This is a genomic window from Flavobacterium sp. ARAG 55.4, from assembly GCF_051846875.1.
In the GTDB taxonomy this organism is placed as follows: Bacteria; Bacteroidota; Bacteroidia; order Flavobacteriales; family Flavobacteriaceae; genus Flavobacterium; species Flavobacterium plantiphilum.
The window spans coordinates 124,899-143,102 of record NZ_JBPYCT010000007.1 but is presented as its reverse complement, the minus strand read 5'-3'; the positions used below and the strand labels follow the sequence as shown (position 1 = coordinate 143,102).

The following is an 18,204-nucleotide window of genomic DNA, read 5'->3' as shown; positions in this document are numbered from 1 at the left end:
TAAACAAAAACAAAACCATGAGTAAAAATATCATTCTGACAAATCAGGAAATCAAACATAAAACCAAACGAATTGCCTACCAAATCTATGAAACTTTTATTGATGAAGACGAAGTAGTCCTTGCCGGAATAGCAACTAACGGTTATGTATTTGCACAAAAAATTGCTAAAGAATTAAAAACCATTTCTGATTTAAAGATTATTCTATGTGAAGTTCATGTAGACAAACAAAATCCTGCTGTTGCCATTAAGACTTCTGTACCGGCTGAAGAATACGCTAATAAAGGATTAATTGTTGTAGATGATGTATTGAATTCAGGCACAACCTTAATTTATGCTGTAAAACATTTTCTGGATGTGCCATTAAAAAAATTCAAGACAGCAGTCTTAGTTGACCGTAATCATAAAAAATATCCTGTAAAAGCCGATTTTAAAGGGATTTCACTTTCTACATCCTTGTTAGAGCATGTACAGGTAGAATTTGACCATGATGACAACAGCTGTGCCTGGTTAAGTTAAAATTGCCAAAATTTCTTCTACAGTCTGCGCAATAGTTTGTTCATCTACAACAATTTTATATTGCGCCTGATTGTAATAGTAGCTTCTTTCAAATAAATGAGTAGCAATAAACTCTTTCATCTCTTCATCATTTTTATTGGCAATAAGAGGTCTATTGCTTTTATTCAATGATAACCTGCCAACTAAAGTATCTATAGAAGCTTTTAAATAGATCGACAATACATCATCCCTTTTAAGTAATTCATGATTATTAGCATAACAAGGTGTTCCCCCACCTAGTCCAATTATAATAGGCTCGGTAAAATTCAATAATTCCACAAAACATTCGTGTTCTAATTTCCTAAAATAGATTTCTCCTTTTTCGGCAAAAATCGATTTTATGCTTAATCCCAGCTTTTTTTCGATAAATTCATCCAAATCAACAAAAGGAATTTCCAGCTTTTTTGATAATTCTCTGGCAACAGTTGACTTTCCACAACCCATGTAACCTAGTAGTATAATTTTCTTCATAGAATAAAACCCTATAAACTAAGGTGTTAAAATTTATTATTAAAAAAAGACAAATTTATAATAAAATAGCTTGGAAATAATAAAAAAAACGCCTTATATTTGCACCCGCAATCAGGGAACGATGCAAGACTCGATAGCTCAGTTGGTAGAGCACATCACTTTTAATGATGGGGTCCTGGGTTCGAGCCCCAGTCGGGTCACAAAAGGTTAAGTAATTATTACTTAACCTTTTTTACTTTTAGGCCATGTGGAGAAACGGTAGACTCGCCATCTTGAGGGGGTGGTGCTCGCAAGGGCGTGAGGGTTCAAATCCCTCCATGGTCACTTTTAAAAAGTGTTAAATTGATTCATTTAACACTTTTTTTATAACTATTCACTAAAATTAATTACAAAAAAGCATTTTAACTTAATGTGTTGTTTTTATTTGCATATCCAAATACATTTTTATTCAAGTTATTGTATTCAAAATTAAGGGAATTATTCCCAAATACGATTAATGTTATATACTTAGCTTTCTATCTTTAATGTGTTTTCGGTGAGATATTCCCCATTTTATCATTTCGACAATAATGGGACCAAAAGATTTACAATAGTCAGTAGACTCATATATAATTGTAATTTCTGCATCATGATCTTCAGTTCTTTTAACCAGATTATTAATTTCCATGTTTTTTAATTCTTTGGAAAGCATTCTGGAGGTAATACCAGGAATACTCTTTTGAATTTCTTTAAATCTTGTATTCCCATTACAAATTGAATTAATGATTGGTAACTTCCATTTACCACCTAAAACGTATATAGTGTCCTGAAGTGCGCGAACTTCTTCTTGTTGATTTCTTTCCATAACCTTTTTATTTACAGGTATAACCTTTCATAAAGGTACTAAAGGCATGCAATATATAAAAGAACAATTTATTGACTATTCAAATTTTCAGTATACTCCATGATACCATTAAAAAAGTAATAGTGTTTCATTTTTAAATTTGTAGAGTTAATTTAAAAGACATAAAGATGGATAATTTAAAAAATAAAGTTGTGATTATAACGGGTGGAAACAGCGGTATTGGTTATGCAACAGCCAAACAATTAAAAGAACAAGGAGCAACCGTTATTATTACCGGGAGAAGAAAAGAAGCTATAGAAAAAGTTGCTACGGAATTGGGAGTTCATGCTATTGTTGCTGATCAGTCTCGTATTTCAGACATTGAAAATCTGGTACTAAAAGTAAAGAACGATTTTGGAACAGTTGACATTCTTTTTATCAATGCTGGAATTGCAGGGTTAGGATCAATTGAGCAAGCAACGGAAGAGTTATTTGACAACATTATTGACATCAACTTTAAAGGCGCTTTTTTTACATTAAGTCGCTTTATTCCGATATTAAAAGACGGCGCGTCAGTTGTCTTTCTTTCTTCAAATACAGCAAGTATGCCAGGATCTGGTTCATCTATTTACTCCTCTAGTAAAACAGCATTAAATTCGATTATGAAATCAGCAGCTTTAGAATTAGCTCCAAGAAAAATCAGAGTTAACTCGGTTAGTCCTGGTCCAACAGAAACAGAAGTAATGAAAAAAGTGGGACTAGATGAAACAGCCGTAAAATCAATTATGGATATTGTAGTAGAACAAAAAGTTCCGTTGAAACAAATGGGAACTGCGTCAGATGTGGCAAAAATGGTGTCTTATATAAGTAGTGATGCTTCAAAGTTTATAACTGGTGCGAATATCATAATGGATGGAGGAATGGTATTAGCATAACAAAATTTTATTTTGCCCTATAAAGAACCTGCAATTAACACTATTCCAAAAAGTGTGTCAGTAAAAAAATAACGGCTTTGACTTTTTACTTTAGTCAAACCCTAGTATTGTTTTTCATTATCACTTATATTTTTTCAAAATTACTTTTTATCAATCATCTTAGATATAGTGAAAATCATCTTTATAATTTAAATGCTAAAAAACATTCTATTCATTAGAAGGTTTCCCGATAGTAGCTAAAATACCACCATCAACAAAAATCACCTGACCGTTAACAAAATTACTGGCATCTGAAGCCAAGAAAACTGCTGTTCCGGCTAAATCTTCAGGGTCTCCCCAACGTCCTGCAGGCGTTCTGCCGATAATAAAATCATTGAAGGGATGACCATCCACACGAATTGGAGCTGTTTGAGAAGTAGCAAAATAACCCGGACCAATTGCATTAACCTGAACATTATATTTCGCCCATTCCGTTGCTAAACTGCGGGTCAACATTTTCAATCCTCCTTTGGCAGAAGCATAAGCACTCACATTGTCACGACCTAATTCACTCATCATCGAACAAATATTAATAATCTTACCCGATTGGCGTGCAATCATTCCTTTGGCTACTAATTTTGACATGATAAATGGTCCGACCAAATCTACATCAATCACTTTTCTGAAATCAGAAACAGGCATATCGATAGCTAAAACACGCATGATAATTCCAGCATTGTTAACCAAAATATCAATTTTACTATGATTGGCTTCAATTTCTGCTACTTTCTTTTCAGCGTCTACCTCATCGGTAACATCAAACACATAACCCGTTGCTTTGAATCCTGCTTTCTTATATTGTTCTATAGCCATTTCTAAAGGCTCCTGTACATTATTGGTAATAATTAGTTCTGCTCCTGCTCTGGCTAAACCTTCTGCCATTGCCATTCCTAATCCATGTATTCCTCCGGTAACCATTGCTGTTTTACCTTCTAGATTAAATAAATTTATCATTTTTTGTTTTATTTATTAGTTGTTAGTTAAAAATTATTTTGTTGCCAGACTTTCTGACAATTCCTCTAAAGTTTTCCCTTTAGTTTCCGGCATTTTAAAGAATACCCAAAGTAATTGCCAAACCATCATCAGACAAAAAATAGCGAACACTGTTGTAGAACCAATTTCTTTGAACAAAAAAGGAATAAAAGAAGGGATTAAAGCAGCCAAAACCCAATGAACAGAAGTACCAAAAGAAGTACCGGCTGCTCTTAATTTATTTGGGAATAATTCAGATATAAAAACCCAAATTACCGACCCCTGACCTACTGCATGAGAAGCAATGAATAAAAAGAAGAATACAGGAACAGCCATACCTTTCCATTCAAAATAAAAAGCCAGAGTTACTAATCCTAAAGAAACAATATAGCCTACCGAACCTAAATACATTAATGTTTTACGACCATATTTATCAATTAAGGAAATTCCAATTAGGGTAAAAATCAGGTTAACAATTCCAATTCCGATACTACTGAAAAAAGAAGCTGATTTTTCTAAACCGGCCAATTCAAATATACGTGGCGCATAATAGAGGAAAGCATTAATACCTGAAAACTGATTAAATAAGGCTATAAAGAAAGCCAGCATCAATGGCTTTCTGTATTTTTTCATAAAAATGGATTCATCCAATACTTCATGTTCCTTTTCATGTTCCATGGCTTTTATCTCTTCAGCTACTTCATCATCTGTATTGACCATACGCAATATTTCAACCGCTTTTTCCTTATCTTTTTTATATTGATAAATCCAACGTGGACTTTCAGGAATTCCAAAAACTAATACAGTATAAATTAAAGCCGGAGCCGATTGTACTCCTAACATCCAACGCCAGGAATTCTCTCCTATATCCTGCAACAAATAATTGGATAAGAAAGCAATCAGAATACCAAAAACAATATTAAATTGGTACAAGGCTACCAATTTCCCTCTGTCTTTAGCAGGAGCAATTTCCGAAACATAGGTTGGCGCTGCAATGGTGGAAGCTCCAATTCCTAATCCTCCCAAGAATCTGAAAATTGAAAAAATGATGGAATCATTAGCGAAAGCGGTACCTACTGCGGAAAGGAAAAATAAAACTCCTATCAAAATTAAAGTTTTCTTTCTACCTAAAGCGTTTGTAGGTATAGCACCAGAAATAGCACCTATTACTGTTCCCCAAAGTGCTGATGACATCACCACCAAACCGTGATACAAATCGGAAGAATTCCATAATTGTTGCAATTGCTTATCGGCTCCTGAAATTACTACGGTATCAAAACCAAATAGAAAACCGGCTAAGGCTACAACTATAGACCAGTATATTATTTTTTTATTGTTCATTTTTAATTTTTATTTTTTGGATTGGTTGTAATTTAATTTTTCTTAGTCAAAACTATATGTCAATAAAGGGGCATTACCTGCTTTCATTTTTTTATATCTCAATAAGGCTTCTACATAATAATAATCGGCGTAAATAATCGAATAATCGATTTCGGAACCAGCCGGTTTATGTCCTGTAGAATGTAACAATAACGCAGTATTTTTATCTCTGCTTTGATAATGCTCTGACAGTTCTTTCAGCATAGCTTCTGCTTTATCAAAATATTCTTTGGCTAAAACAGCATCCTTTGTATAGGTTGATAATTCTAAAAGTGCTGAAGCTACTACTGCAGCTGCGGAAGCATCTCGAGGAGCCTTAGGAATTGTTGGATCATCAAAATCCCAATAAGGAATCAAATCTTTTGGCAATCGATCTAAATACACCCGAGTCACTTTGTGTGCAAAATCCAAAAATTTAATATCTTTAGTTTCACGATACACCATAGTATAACCATAAATTGCCCAGGACTGACCACGTGCCCACATACTACTGTCGCTATAGCCTTGATGGGTAACCGCTTTTATTTTTTTCCCAGTTTCTTTGTCGTAAATCACTACATGATAAGAAGTATAATCCGGCCGGAAATGATTGTTCATTGTTACGGTGGCGTGACTTACCGCCATATCGTATAACTTTTTACTTCCTCCATTTTTAGAAGCCCAAAACAACAATTCCAAATTAATCATGTTGTCCATGATGGTGTTATGCTGTGGCCATTCCATATTAGACACTTCTCTTGGCCATGATAATATAGTACCTACTTTTGGATTAAACAAGGTAGCCAGAGTATCGGCTGTTTTTAATACAACAGATTTATATTCCGGATTTTTAGTTAAACGATACCCATTCCCGTAACTGTTAAATACCTGAAAACCTAAGTCGTGATCCAGTGCCGGAGTAACTGAAAGCGGTTTCAAATAAGCGGTAAATTTATCCGCAGCTGTTTCCCATTTTTGATCCCCTGTAGCTTCGTATAAATACCATAGTTCTCCTGACCAGAAACCACTGGTCCAGTCTGTAAAATCCACATATTTCCATTGTTTACTATCCGGAGCAATATTCCTGGGAATAGATGAGCCATCATTGGGTATTAACTTCAAAGCATCTGAAGATTGTTTGACACAATAAGTTAATTGTTGGTCAACATCAAATCCTTTATCTGATTTGTAATTTATAATAGTACTTCCACAACTCACCAATAGTAAAGTTGTAAAAAGGGAGCCTACAATTTGTTTTTTTAAATTCATAATATATACCGCTAAACCTTTATTATTTTGTCAAATTCCAATAGATGATATACCTTTCTCCATGTATATTATAAATCGGACTCAAAGTATTCTCTGTTCCTTTTATTTTAAATTCAAGGCCCTTCTCTTTATCCTTCATAATATTATTTTCAAGTTTTTTTGCCGAAAACGGCAGCTTATTCGAAAGACTATTTGGAACCTTATAATCGTAAGTGTAATAATCATTATACAACTTTGGATTGCTATAAGGTGCGGGTTCAGCCATAGCCTCCGTTCCCATTTTTCCTGCCAATACTACAGGTCCGTAAGTTATTGCCGCTATATTATGATTATCAACTGTTGGCACTACACTTATTTCCATTCCAAAAGAAACTTCAATAGAATCTCCATCGCTCCAATTTCGGTTGAACACTATATAATTTCCTGATTTTGCTTTGACCAATTGTCTTTTTCCGTTTACTGTTACTTTTGCACTTACCGCCCATGATGGATATCGAATATGAATTGGCATGCTCACTGGATTAGGAGTACTAAGGGTCAGCTTAGTACTTCCTACATTTGGAAAATTAGTTTCCTGTTTTACGATAATTCCTTTTTCTTTCCAATTCAATTCGGACGGAATAAAAAGGTTCACATAAAGCCCTTTATCATGATAATAAATAAACTCCCCATATTTTGCCTGATTTTCAAAACCACTTCCCACACAACACCAAAATGAATTTTCAGGCGTACTGTAAACCTTGTGCGCACCGGGTTTCATCGGTAGAAAATAAGCTACCATGCCTGTTTTTGGATCCTGCTGCCCCAAAATGTGATTGTAAAGTGCTTTTTCATAATAATCCACATATTTTATTTGCGGATTATAGCCGTACAAATGACGGGTTAGTTTTAACATATTGTACACATTACAAGACTCACCTGTATAACCACTCAAATGCTCTGAAAGATGATCCGGTTCAAAAAATTTCTCCTTGTCACTATTACTACCAGTAACAAAGGTGTGATGATCGACCACCGTGTTCCAGAAAAACTCTGGAATTTCACGATTTTTATCTCCTCCTTCTAATTCATAATCACGAGAAAGACCTATTAACTTAGGGATATATGTATTGGCATGTTTTTTATTCAGATTATCAACCTTATCCATTAACGGATTCAACGCTTCTCCGTGATAAAAAAATTCGGCAAGAAATTTATATTTGCTTTCTCCTGTAATTTCATATAAGGCATAAAAAGAATCATTCATACCCCCAAATTCATTCTTAAGCATTCTTTTTCGTTCTTCATCGCTTAGAGGTTTCAACTTTTCATAAGCCCAATCTCCCATTCCTTTAGCAATATCCAATGCTACTATATTGTTACAATACAAATACTGGTCGATTAAACCTGAAAAAAGTTTGTGTTGGGTGTACCAAGGTGCCCAAACACTTTTTCCGGCAATGGCACGGTCTATTAAATTTTGTGGAAATGCACTCAAATAGCCATTTTGATTCAATATTTTTTGAACCTCAACCAAGCCCGTAACCAAACTATCCGCTTTAACTTTGTACATTTTCTCTCCCGTAGCAGCATATAATAAAGCCAAACCGGAAAGGATATGCCCCGTACTGTGACCTCTTAAATCACAGTCAAGGGATTCCCAGCCTCCTAATTTATTCACCGTAAAATAACCACCTTCCTGACTACTAAATGCCCCTGCATTAGTTCTAAAACTATGCAACAATCGATTAGCATCTATATTCAGAATCCACTTACTTTCATGCACCATATTATCCTTAAAAGGACTGTCCAATAACTTCACATCATGAAGATCAAAACCCAAAACCTTTACGTTTTTAGTATCATCTAATTTCAATTTCCCCTGATGCTGACCCGGATAATGAGATTGCCCATACATACTAATTGACATGCCTGCTAATAAGATTAAATACTTAATCATTCAATTCTCTTTTTATATTAAAATCCATTCTCTTTTATACAAAAAACTCTTCTTAACAAAAGTTCTTTCACAATATATTTACTCTATTTTCATCAGCAAAAAACATCCCTGCTAAGAATATCCAATGTTAGCCAGAAAAATAATTTTAAGCGATAAATTATAATGCAATCAGTATAAATTATAGTTCTTATACCCTATAAAATCCCGTAAATACAGTCCTTTACCAAGTAGTCCCTTTATTTTCATAAAAAAGCAGTTAAGTTTTACCTCTTAACTGCTTCTCTTTTTTATATGCCTGAATACACTATTTTCTAATCCAAAAACTTCGCTCAACAGGGTCAGCCGATTGTAATTGACCGGCAATTCCATATTGCCAAGCTACTACTGTTACTTTGATTGGGAAATGGGTTCGAGGTGGAATTTTAGTAAAATGCAGTATATTGTCATCAATATAAGCAGGGCCTTCTTTTACATAATAACTTACTTTTGTCCCTGTACTTGATTTTGCCTTTAATGCTATTTTTTTTATTCCAATTGCAACATCATTTATCGATGCAAAATCAATCTGTTGAGGTGTGTCATCTTGGTTTTTAATTGGAAATCGCAAATGCAACTGCTGTACGGCACTTTTATAAATGGCATCACCATCATTGTGTGCCAAAAGCCAAATATCACTGCTTCGTTTGCTATTATTAAAACCCAGTTTATCAAATCTGATTTGGAATGTGGAATCATTGATTTTTTTGACCGGGCCACAAATTCTATCAATTGAAAGTGGCGTTTTTGCAAAATCAGAAACCGGTTTTAACCTTAAACTATCTGAAAAAAAAGCTTTTAAAGTAAAAGAAATACCGTCTTGTAAAGGCTTAAACTTTAAAGCATAATTAGCATGACTCTTATCTGGCTGAACTATTTCTCCGTCTTGTATTAAACCAATGTATTGCATTTTCTTGCCTCTGGATTTCGCATAAAATTGTTCCGTATTTTTTGCCATATTTTTATCAAATACCCAGGAAGCAGTTTTTCGGTCTCCTTTAAAATGAGCAAATGAAGCGGCTTTTGATTGCGGAATAGAATCCTGCCTCCATTTGTCCATCAACCAGCCTGATTCCGGCTTTACAGATTTTAGTTTTGGAACTTCGGTATATAAATTTTTAGCAGTAAGCCTTCTTTTAGCCGCTTCGCGAATATAATTGGCCACATATTTCACCATAGCATCCGAATAATCAAAATGACCATGACCGGCATCGGCAAATAGGGTAATTACACTTTTTGGATGTTTTTGAATATAGTTATAAGCTGGCTGTATGCGTTTTTCCCACCATTCGTATTCCCCCATGATGAATAAGGATGGAATTCCGTCAATGTTGTGATTTCCCCAATCGGGATTAGGCTTACCATTGCCGGTTAGATTCGTTTGAGGTGCATCTCCATGAATTGAAACTAAAGCTAATGTACGGTTGGGATTGAAAGCAGCAAAATTCCAAGGAAAACTAGCCATTGCAGAATGTCCAATGGGAACAATAGGTGCATTTGCTACTTCCTGATAACCTGAAACATTAGCCAACTCCTGAAACATTTCGGTGATAATCTTATCCTCTCCTCTAGTCGTATTATACATCCAGCTCACCACTGGTGTGACCCAAACTTCGGCAAAACCCAATTCGGCCATTACTTTTCTAAAATAGGCATGCTCCAACATCTCTTCTTCGATCATATTGTGTTGACCAAAAACAATTCCTTTTACTTGTTTACAATTTTCGGGAATCCATAAATAAGCCTGTGGATGCTGTTTGGTTTCATCAGAAATCATTCCTTTTACCGGAATACTCCATTGCCAAACCTGCGCATAACTGTTCGGACAAAATAAACTGAAACAAAAAATGAGATAATATATTTTGTTCATCTTGACCATATTTACTTTTTAGAAACTTCAGAAATAATTAAAGCCACACCTCCGGAAGCTTTTAAATTAAAATTCAAAACTTCTCCTCCTTTAATCTTTTGTTCCGAAACAGCTACTTTGGTACGCGTTGCTACTTTGTCATCGTCCTGAAATGACTTCACTACATATTTTTTCCCTTTTACAAGAAAATCTGTTGGAATAGTTATTTTACGAGCCTCAGTATTCGTAATTGCACCTACAAACCATTCATTTCCACTTCTTCTGGCTACACTAATGTTTTTTCCTATTTCTCCATTAAGCACTTTAGTTTCATCCCAAACCGCTTTTACTCGATCAAAAAACTCAATCTCCGGCTCTCCTTGATATGCAGAAGGCTGGTCGTACCAATACATAAATTGAATCGGACTATAATACACCGCTGCTAATGCCAATTGGTGAGCATGTGTATTTTTTATTCTCTGGTTATAATATGCAATCGTATAATCAGCCGGTCCTGCTAAGAAACGTGTAAAAGGTAAAATAGTATTATGATCTGCATCGGGCATTTCCTCGTTACCACAGATACCTTCCTGTGTCATCAAATTAGGATACGTACGACTAAAACCGGTAGGACGGTACTCATCATGTATATCCACCATTAAACCGTATTCTGCACATTTTTTTACCGCTTCATGCATCCAGGTTGACCAACGCTGATTTCCTACTTGGACAAATCCAAATTTAATTCCTTTCAATCCCCATTTTTTATATAATGGTAAAATCGAATCCAATTGCTGAATTAAGGCACGCTGATTGACATACACCCAAAGTCCTATTCCTTTTGAAGCAGCATAAGCCGTCAATTCAGGCATATTAAAATCTTTGGTTTCGGAAACTGTTGTCGCATCGGAACTCATTTTCATTTCAGGTCCATACCAACCTGCATCTAAGTGGATGTATTGTAAACCATGTGCGGCAGCAAAATCAACACATTTTTTAGCATCTTCCTGAGTCAATTTAGCCACACGAATCACTTTCCCTGGTTTGATCCAAGAGGGATCCTTAATTTGATTTTCCGGATTAAGATTCAAAATGATTGTATTGTTTTTAATCAAATCGATATCCTTATCTGCAGCCATAATCACACGCCAAGGTGTACTGTATGCAGGAATTACATCCACACTGCCATATAAAGACGCCTGTAAGGTATTTGGTTTTGTTGCATTTAAACTAAATTTCATTCGGGCATAATCAATCATTTGAGCTTCAGCAATGGCTACTGACAAGCCGTTTGTCAGTTTCATAGTTAAAGGACGTTCACTTTGCCCTTTCCAATCTTTAAGAGGCAATAGAGAATAGGGACCTTGTGCCCAAGGCTCGTAATACGCCAAAGTGCCTTCTGGCATTGTAAACTGGGTTTGTTCTCCTACAATATGCAGAAATAAACCGTTTGAAGGCTCTGGAAAATGGTATCGAACAGCTACACCTTCATTGTAGGCACGAACCACTACATTCATAAAGTAGCTTTTGTTCTTATCGTAACCATCAGTTAATTTTTGATTATCCAAATCTCCCTTTCGAAAAGCGATGGTCATTTCATTATAATTATTGCTTATTGTCGAATTTTCACCGTAAACGGGTTTCCAACTATCATTTACCTGATTACGTTGAATTCCTGTAAAATTTAGATTTTCACCCCATACTTTACAACTGTCATTTGGAATACCCAATGCCGACTCGAAAGTCTGATTTTCAATCAACACCCCAAGCTCTGATTCTTCTACAACCTTTTTCCCTTTGAAAGAAAGCGTATAATACATTTGTTTCTCTCCCGTATTATTCTGCTTTTGATAAAAAGCAAATTCGTAAGCCCCGTTTGGCGAATTCAGTTTTTGAACCGTTTCATCAATAATAGACTGCGCCTGAATAGTTAGCGTACACAGGAGTACCCCAAGTAAATGATAAAATTTGTTTGCTTTCATTTTTATATTTTTATTTCCTTGTTCTATAAACCAGTCAAAATTGGTATAGCCATCTATTCTTAGCTTGGATTCACTTTTGATAAAATTCTGTTTGGCTAAAATTCATAGGTTCTTTAGTTGTCCCAGAAGGCTCAACAGTAAAATTGACACTTACTTGCCCCAAACTGAATTAATAACCCATTCAATATTAATATCCACTTACCATTTACCTCTTCCACTCATCATTTTAACCTCACTATTTTTCAACTCTGGAGATATTGATTTTATATCAAGGTTTTTTGCTTCATCGTTTTTAATAATCAATTTATTTTCTAATTCATTAATTAACATGATATTTTCAGTTTCCATAGGTCGAATGGCAGAACTCATTTCTGCATGAGCCGGCATACCAAATCCAAGCATAATAGGTAAGGCTGGTGTATTTATTTTTGAATCGTTAGTATAAAGCCTTATACGATGATTTTTACCTGCAATAGTTGCAATAGTATGTACTAATGATTTAGGCACAGAGGGTATTAGTTCTAATTCGACATCAGTGCCTATGGTATTTTCACGAAGATATAGCAGTGGTCCGTATTGAATATCACCTCTGCAATTTCGCACAAGTACATTTGATCCCAGTAAAAAAGCACGTTCTGTACCAATGCCCTGACATCCTTGAAGTTCAGTACGATTTAGAGCATCGATAGTACCTCCAATTTCAAAACCTGAACGCGTGTTTTTTGCAATACAATTACGAAGTGTCACTTTACCAACCCCTCCATAGGTACGAAAACCATCCTCGCTCAATGATTTTGTATATCCAGGACTTATTATATAATATCCATCACGGTTTTTATATACACTGCGGTAATTTAACTTTTCTGCAAGACCACCTCTTTCAGCTAGAATATCATCTGTGGTTCGCATTGCCCCCTCAGCATAACAATCCTCCAATACAATATCTCTTGTATCATGACCTTGGGTTTGAATGTAAAAACAGTGTCCAAATGCACGGCTAAATACTTTACATCGTCTTAAAATATTGTTTTGACCGGCAACCATTATACCGCTTTGTTTTTGAAGTGTAGTCAGCACTGGGCCTCCTTTTCCAAACAAATCACCATAACCATAAGAAGAACCACTCACATACAACATAAAGTCTTCCAGTAACGTATTGTTACCAAAAATAGAGAGTATATTACCGTTACTGCCTATATCAGGAGATCCGGTATTTTTTATTGTCAATCCTTTTAATGTATTACCGTTCCCATCAATGAAAAGGCAGCGCATATAACCATAAGGCAATTCTTTGTACAATTTAGTATCAATTTCTATTGTCACTCCTGTAAAGTCAAATGTATTATTGTTTCCACTAAATCTTAAAAACCAGCGAGGCGGACGTTTTTGCTGCTCTGTTTGTGCAGGTAGCTCTGCTAATAATTTAGTAATCCGTTCACTATTCAAAAAATCGGCTAAATCATAGACTCCGGGTTTCATACGAATTTGCTGTCCATTTTTAGACGCAAGCTGTACCAAAGCTTCGAGAGTTTCAATTTCTTTAATTTTATTCTTTGCCTGAACAGTAATAAGACCAGAAAAAAACAACAAAACACATAAAACATCAATTCTTTTTATTTTCATTACTTCAATTTTTATTTTGTTATTCTAAACCAGTCGAAATCGGCATAGCCTCCCATTCTGACATTCGGTTGACTCATGGCAAAAATTCCTATTTTGGCTGAAATCCATAAATCTTTTTCAGCAAATGCTTCTTTCCCTATTTCAAAAAAATCAATTCCGTTTTCACTGTAACTAAACTTACAGGCTGCATTAGGAGCTTTGATTTTCATACGCAAATGCACTTCATTTGAATTTAAAGGTTTTTCTTCAATTAGTTTTTCCAATGTCCCTTCATTAGCATTGATACAATTAATTTGTTGCACCCAATATTTCTCATCATGATAAGCAATTGCAGCATAAGCATAGGATTTCCCCATCAACAACATGCCTGCCTTTTTATCTGGAGTATCCCATTCGGTAGTCAATTTCACTTTGGTTGTTGCCGTAAAATTAGGAGCCGGTAATTTTTGTAATAATAGATTAGGTACATTCCAAAGATTGGGTTCTTCTTTCTGACTTATGGCAAATAACCGTAGATAATCAGAACCCGGAATTTGTGCACTCCACTTTACAGATGAATTAGCATACCATTGCCATTGCAAGCCCGGTTTTCCATTCTCAAATTCATCGCTTTCTGCAGGTTGTACAATTGGTAAATTATTCCCAACAACTGGTTTCACCCCAGAAAGTATCGGTTCTCCAACTCCGTTCCCATCAAAATCTTTTCCAATTAAAGGCCAATTGTCTTTCCATTGCATCGGTTGTAAATGCAACACACGTCCGTAAACACCCTGATCCTGAAAATGGATAAACCAGGAAGCATCATCAGGAGTCGTTACCCAAGCACCCTGATGGGGACCATTTATTATAGTACTTCCTTGTTCTAATACAATTTTATCTTCATAAGGCCCGTAAATATTTTTAGAGCGCATCACTACCTGCCAGCCATTTTCTACACCTCCTGCCGGAGCAAAAATATAATAATAGCCGTCTTTTTTATACAGTTTTGGACCTTCCATGGTATGGTGTTTATCATGTCCATCAAAAACATTTTGACCTTCATCAAGTACTTTTGTTCCTTCAGCATTCATTTTATTTATAGTCAATACACTATTAATTCCGGCACGACTACCTGCCCAGGCGTGAACTAAATAAGTATTTTCACCATCCCACAGCGGACAGGGATCGATGATTCCTTTTCCTTCCATTATTAAAACTGGTACTGACCATTTACCATAAATGTTTTTGGTTTTAACCATATAAACACCAAAATCAGGATCGCCCCAGTAAATATAAAATTCTCCTTTATGAAACCGAATTGCAGGAGCCCAAACTCCTTTACTGTGTTGTGGAATATTAAAAACAGCTTCGGGAATTTGTTTTTCCAAAGCATAATTGACAATCTGCCAATTCACCAAATCCTTAGAATGTAAAATAGGCAAACCAGGAACACAGTTAAAACTACTGGCTGTCATATAATAATCCTTCCCTACCCGAATTACATCCGGATCGGAATAATCGGCATACAAAATTGGATTGGTGTAAGTACCATCACCCCTATCAGATTGCCAAACTTGAGAAATGTAATTACCTTTCTGTTCCTGCAATTCCGTTTTTTTAACCGATGTACAGGCACCAAAAAACAAGCCTAACACTAATATATATGTATATTTATTTGTAAAAATCATTCTCTTAATTTATTACGAATTCCTTCCTTTTTTTATTACCTTAACCTCTAAAGGATTGGCTATAATTTTTGCCTGTTTATCAAGCATTTCATCCCAGTCCATAACATCTCTAATCTGTTTACTTCCCGTCCAGGCAAAACCAGCATAATAAGTTATTTTGTCCTTCGGATTGGTTAGAATTAACAAATTACTTTGATCAGCTGTTTTGGAATCATGAACAAAAGCAGTATCAATTAATTTTGGACTTAAGACAATACCTTCACCAACAAATGCACTATCTATTTGTTCCCAATGACGAAACCATCCCTTGGGTTTGTTGATATTCACTTCTCCTTTTTTATCATGAAGTGTAATCCCTACTGTATAATTGGGAATCATTTTATTTGAACGATAACTAATTTCAAATTTTGAAAAATTAGAATCTAAATCCAATGAGATTCGTTTTACTTCCTGAACACCGTAACTACTCCACGGCGCATAAGTCAATTCAAAAACAGTTCTCAAAGGTCCTGTGGCAATGGTTTTATAGCTCACATAATTTTTAGATACCTGTAAACTATCTTTTTCCCAAAGTCCTGTACCACCTGTACCACGACTGTCACCTACATGATAAGGGTCATAACCTTCACCATGCTCAATATGGTAATATCCCGGATTGGCAACATTTTTTTGATACCAACTATTAATTATGGAATAGTCCACTTTTTTTAACCATAAGTCGATACCACTGGAAAGTGTTCCACCTTCTTTACCTTCTTCAACTAATTGTTGTGCGACAGGACCATAAGCTCTGAATGCCACTTTATTATTTTCCCAGGCGTAATCATCAATACGTTCCGGAACAAAACGGGAGTAGGTTTTAACCTTTGGTTCTTTTAGGACTATGGTATCGATTAGAATCACATATTGGGCGGTGGAATGTGCCTTTAAATTAACTTGAAACAACAATTCATCCCCTTTTCCATCGTTGTTGTAATCGATCCACTGAGTAGCAAGATATTCTTTAGTTCCTTGTTGTTTTACTCGAATGTTTGTTTCTGCATTTTTTTCCAGAAGAGACTTTAATTTATTTCGTTGAAGACTAACAATTTCTTTTCTGTTAAAATTCGATGTATTCTTAACTTCAACATTAATCTCAACCACTTCATCCTTTTTTGTACAGCCAGTTAAAGTTATCAACTGAAAAAAGCCTGCTGCAAAAAGTGCTCTTTTGAAATACTTATATCTCATAATATTTACTTAATTCATTTTAAAAGTTATTCCTTCAACATGTTCTCCTACAAAAATGTTGGCCATATCAGAAGTCTTATACCATTTGGGTTTCCCTATCATATCATCAGAAATTAAAAGACCGTTTATTTTTAAGTTTTCAAAACTGATACTTTTTATTTTTCTGTTTTCGTTATAACCGGCAATTATTGAAGTATTTGCATTCTTTCCCTTGTATTCAATATTGCGAAAGACTACATTTTCTATTCCTAAACCGGGTGCTGTACAATACTTCGCATTATAAAACACTCTCAAATTAAGCAATTGTCCTTCTCTGAAATCTTCTACTCTGATATTCTCAAAAAGCACATTTTTAGCCAGATTATTATCTCCAACATTAATACTCAAACAACCCTGATAATCGAGTTGTTTTTCTTTATGATCTAAAATATCAATATTTTGATAATTTAGATTTTCTAATACATCCGGCTTTTCACTATTACCATGTGTCCCAATTAAAATAGGGTGTCCAACATCAGCCCAAAGGGTAGCATTTTTCATGGTTATATTTTTAGCTCCTCCTTTAAACTCTTTACGAGTACCATATACCGTTGTACAATCGTCAGAAGAACGAATGAAAACCCCATCAAACAAAACATTATTAGCAGCCATCACATTCATCCCGTCGCCCCAACCAAAAAAACTGATTGTTTTTACATTTTGAATAGTTACCTGATCCGATTCGCCTGTTAAGCATTGTGAAGCGAAAATATCCTGAACAGTGATGTTTTTAGAAAATGCTATTTTAATGCCCAGTCTGACTTCCTGATCAACTATTCCTCTGCCGCAAACTTTCACATTTTGAACATTGTCAATAAGTATTTGCCCTTTTACTACAGCACCTCCTGCCAAATAAAGGGTTTTATTAGAAGGTACTTTTAAGATTTGATTCGGAATTTCATGAATTCCGGGACCAAAATAAATTACATTTTTATCTTTAGGATTAGGTAGATTTTTTTCAATTGGGTTAGCAAATAAATGCAGATTATGAAAAATATCATCATTGATTTCTACCGATAGATTCGCAGGATTTGTTAAAGTAAAATATAGCGTATTCTTATTTATTTGAATTTTTATTTCTTTAGATAAAGGTCTTACTCTGGCTGTATTAATATTACCTTTATTAGAAGTAACCGCTACTTCAACAGTTCCTGAAAAATCAAAAGAAGCCATAGAGGCATTTTGTACTGAATGTCCGGTTCCAATTATCTGATCTACTTTTACATTATACTCAAACAACTCTTTCCAATCGCCTCCCGGTTTTCTAACCTTTACTGAAAAATCCTTATTATGCATCGTGTTTATAATATCCTGAGACGGATTATAAACTACTAAATCCTGAGCTGACATTTTCAAACTCAACACCAAAACAAATGTTATTGCTATTATTTTTTTCACGTTCTTTAATTTATTC

General features: G+C 35.0%; 14 protein-coding genes and 2 tRNA genes. 4 read left to right on the top strand and 12 right to left on the bottom strand.

What is annotated here, in order from left to right; all coding sequences use genetic code 11:
- Nucleotides 1–17 precede the first annotated feature (17 nt).
- Nucleotides 18–518: a phosphoribosyltransferase family protein gene (locus ACSV4D_RS09850; RefSeq protein ID WP_439228153.1), complete on the top strand. Its 501-nt coding sequence runs from the start codon at nucleotides 18–20 to the stop codon at nucleotides 516–518.
- Here ACSV4D_RS09850 and ACSV4D_RS09845 read toward each other — a convergent pair.
- Entirely contained in the window at nucleotides 510–1,028 is a 519-nt protein-coding gene (locus ACSV4D_RS09845; RefSeq protein WP_439228152.1) for a shikimate kinase, read from the bottom strand. The genes ACSV4D_RS09850 and ACSV4D_RS09845 overlap by 9 nt on opposite strands.
- 127 nt (nucleotides 1,029–1,155) lie before the next feature.
- Here ACSV4D_RS09845 and ACSV4D_RS09840 point away from each other — a divergent pair.
- Nucleotides 1,156–1,228: transfer RNA gene (locus tag ACSV4D_RS09840), tRNA-Lys, on the top strand.
- Between the two features lie 41 nt (nucleotides 1,229–1,269).
- Nucleotides 1,270–1,352: transfer RNA gene (locus ACSV4D_RS09835), tRNA-Leu, on the top strand.
- A 175-nt stretch (nucleotides 1,353–1,527) separates the two neighbouring features.
- Here ACSV4D_RS09835 and ACSV4D_RS09830 read toward each other — a convergent pair.
- Nucleotides 1,528–1,872: a winged helix-turn-helix transcriptional regulator gene (locus tag ACSV4D_RS09830; protein WP_408082062.1), complete on the bottom strand. Its 345-nt coding sequence runs from the start codon at nucleotides 1,870–1,872 to the stop codon at nucleotides 1,528–1,530.
- 167 nt (nucleotides 1,873–2,039) lie between these two features.
- Here ACSV4D_RS09830 and ACSV4D_RS09825 point away from each other — a divergent pair, with 167 nt between their 5' ends.
- Nucleotides 2,040–2,786, top strand: a complete 747-nt coding sequence (locus ACSV4D_RS09825; protein ID WP_439228151.1) for an SDR family NAD(P)-dependent oxidoreductase — start codon at nucleotides 2,040–2,042, stop codon at nucleotides 2,784–2,786.
- Nucleotides 2,787–2,993: 207 nt separating this feature from the next.
- On the opposite strand, the gene ACSV4D_RS09820 is transcribed toward ACSV4D_RS09825, so the two are convergent.
- From ACSV4D_RS09820 to ACSV4D_RS09775, 10 genes are all read right to left on the bottom strand, one after another.
- A complete protein-coding gene (locus ACSV4D_RS09820) occupies nucleotides 2,994–3,779 on the bottom strand; it encodes a gluconate 5-dehydrogenase (protein WP_439228150.1) in 786 nt (261 codons plus the stop codon).
- Nucleotides 3,780–3,812: 33 nt separating this feature from the next.
- The gene (locus ACSV4D_RS09815; RefSeq protein WP_439228149.1) at nucleotides 3,813–5,138 is read right to left on the bottom strand and encodes a sugar porter family MFS transporter; all 1,326 of its coding nucleotides are present in this window, start codon (nucleotides 5,136–5,138) and stop codon (nucleotides 3,813–3,815) included.
- A gap of 42 nt (nucleotides 5,139–5,180) precedes the next feature.
- The gene (locus ACSV4D_RS09810) at nucleotides 5,181–6,425 is read right to left on the bottom strand and encodes a glycoside hydrolase family 88 protein (protein WP_439228148.1); all 1,245 of its coding nucleotides are present in this window, start codon (nucleotides 6,423–6,425) and stop codon (nucleotides 5,181–5,183) included.
- A gap of 22 nt (nucleotides 6,426–6,447) precedes the next feature.
- Entirely contained in the window at nucleotides 6,448–8,364 is a 1,917-nt protein-coding gene (locus ACSV4D_RS09805; RefSeq protein WP_439228147.1) for a beta-L-arabinofuranosidase domain-containing protein, read from the bottom strand.
- Nucleotides 8,365–8,668: 304 nt separating this feature from the next.
- Nucleotides 8,669–10,270 carry a hypothetical protein gene (locus ACSV4D_RS09800; protein ID WP_439228146.1) on the bottom strand — a complete coding sequence of 534 codons (1,602 nt, stop codon included), beginning with the start codon at nucleotides 10,268–10,270 and terminating at the stop codon, nucleotides 8,669–8,671.
- An 11-nt stretch (nucleotides 10,271–10,281) separates the two neighbouring features.
- Complete coding sequence (locus ACSV4D_RS09795; protein WP_439228145.1) at nucleotides 10,282–12,231, bottom strand: glycoside hydrolase family 97 catalytic domain-containing protein; 1,950 nt, start codon at nucleotides 12,229–12,231, stop codon at nucleotides 10,282–10,284.
- A gap of 198 nt (nucleotides 12,232–12,429) precedes the next feature.
- Nucleotides 12,430–13,854, bottom strand: a complete 1,425-nt coding sequence (locus tag ACSV4D_RS09790; protein ID WP_439228144.1) for a hypothetical protein — start codon at nucleotides 13,852–13,854, stop codon at nucleotides 12,430–12,432.
- Nucleotides 13,855–13,865: 11 nt separating this feature from the next.
- Nucleotides 13,866–15,521: a glycoside hydrolase family 43 protein gene (locus ACSV4D_RS09785; RefSeq protein WP_439228143.1), complete on the bottom strand. Its 1,656-nt coding sequence runs from the start codon at nucleotides 15,519–15,521 to the stop codon at nucleotides 13,866–13,868.
- A gap of 12 nt (nucleotides 15,522–15,533) precedes the next feature.
- Nucleotides 15,534–16,751, bottom strand: a complete 1,218-nt coding sequence (locus tag ACSV4D_RS09780; protein ID WP_439228142.1) for a DUF4861 family protein — start codon at nucleotides 16,749–16,751, stop codon at nucleotides 15,534–15,536.
- 9 nt (nucleotides 16,752–16,760) lie between these two features.
- Nucleotides 16,761–18,188 carry a glycosyl hydrolase family 28 protein gene (locus ACSV4D_RS09775; protein ID WP_439228141.1) on the bottom strand — a complete coding sequence of 476 codons (1,428 nt, stop codon included), beginning with the start codon at nucleotides 18,186–18,188 and terminating at the stop codon, nucleotides 16,761–16,763.
- Nucleotides 18,189–18,204 lie beyond the last annotated feature (16 nt).

Bases quoted from the DNA above. Each gene is read 5' to 3' on its own strand.
- ACSV4D_RS09845 (WP_439228152.1), bottom strand. From the start codon at position 1,028: ATGAAGAAAATTATACTACTAGGTTACATGGGTTGTGGAAAGTCAACT.
- ACSV4D_RS09820 (WP_439228150.1), bottom strand. From the start codon at position 3,779: ATGATAAATTTATTTAATCTAGAAGGTAAAACAGCAATGGTTACCGGA.
- ACSV4D_RS09785 (WP_439228143.1), bottom strand. From the start codon at position 15,521: ATGATTTTTACAAATAAATATACATATATATTAGTGTTAGGCTTGTTT.
- ACSV4D_RS09780 (WP_439228142.1), bottom strand. From the start codon at position 16,751: ATGAGATATAAGTATTTCAAAAGAGCACTTTTTGCAGCAGGCTTTTTT.
- ACSV4D_RS09830 (WP_408082062.1), bottom strand. From the start codon at position 1,872: ATGGAAAGAAATCAACAAGAAGAAGTTCGCGCACTTCAGGACACTATA.
- ACSV4D_RS09850 (WP_439228153.1), top strand. From the start codon at position 18: ATGAGTAAAAATATCATTCTGACAAATCAGGAAATCAAACATAAAACC.
- ACSV4D_RS09815 (WP_439228149.1), bottom strand. From the start codon at position 5,138: ATGAACAATAAAAAAATAATATACTGGTCTATAGTTGTAGCCTTAGCC.
- ACSV4D_RS09800 (WP_439228146.1), bottom strand. From the start codon at position 10,270: ATGAACAAAATATATTATCTCATTTTTTGTTTCAGTTTATTTTGTCCG.
- ACSV4D_RS09790 (WP_439228144.1), bottom strand. From the start codon at position 13,854: ATGAAAATAAAAAGAATTGATGTTTTATGTGTTTTGTTGTTTTTTTCT.
- ACSV4D_RS09825 (WP_439228151.1), top strand. From the start codon at position 2,040: ATGGATAATTTAAAAAATAAAGTTGTGATTATAACGGGTGGAAACAGC.
- ACSV4D_RS09810 (WP_439228148.1), bottom strand. From the start codon at position 6,425: ATGAATTTAAAAAAACAAATTGTAGGCTCCCTTTTTACAACTTTACTA.
- ACSV4D_RS09795 (WP_439228145.1), bottom strand. From the start codon at position 12,231: ATGAAAGCAAACAAATTTTATCATTTACTTGGGGTACTCCTGTGTACG.
- ACSV4D_RS09805 (WP_439228147.1), bottom strand. From the start codon at position 8,364: ATGATTAAGTATTTAATCTTATTAGCAGGCATGTCAATTAGTATGTAT.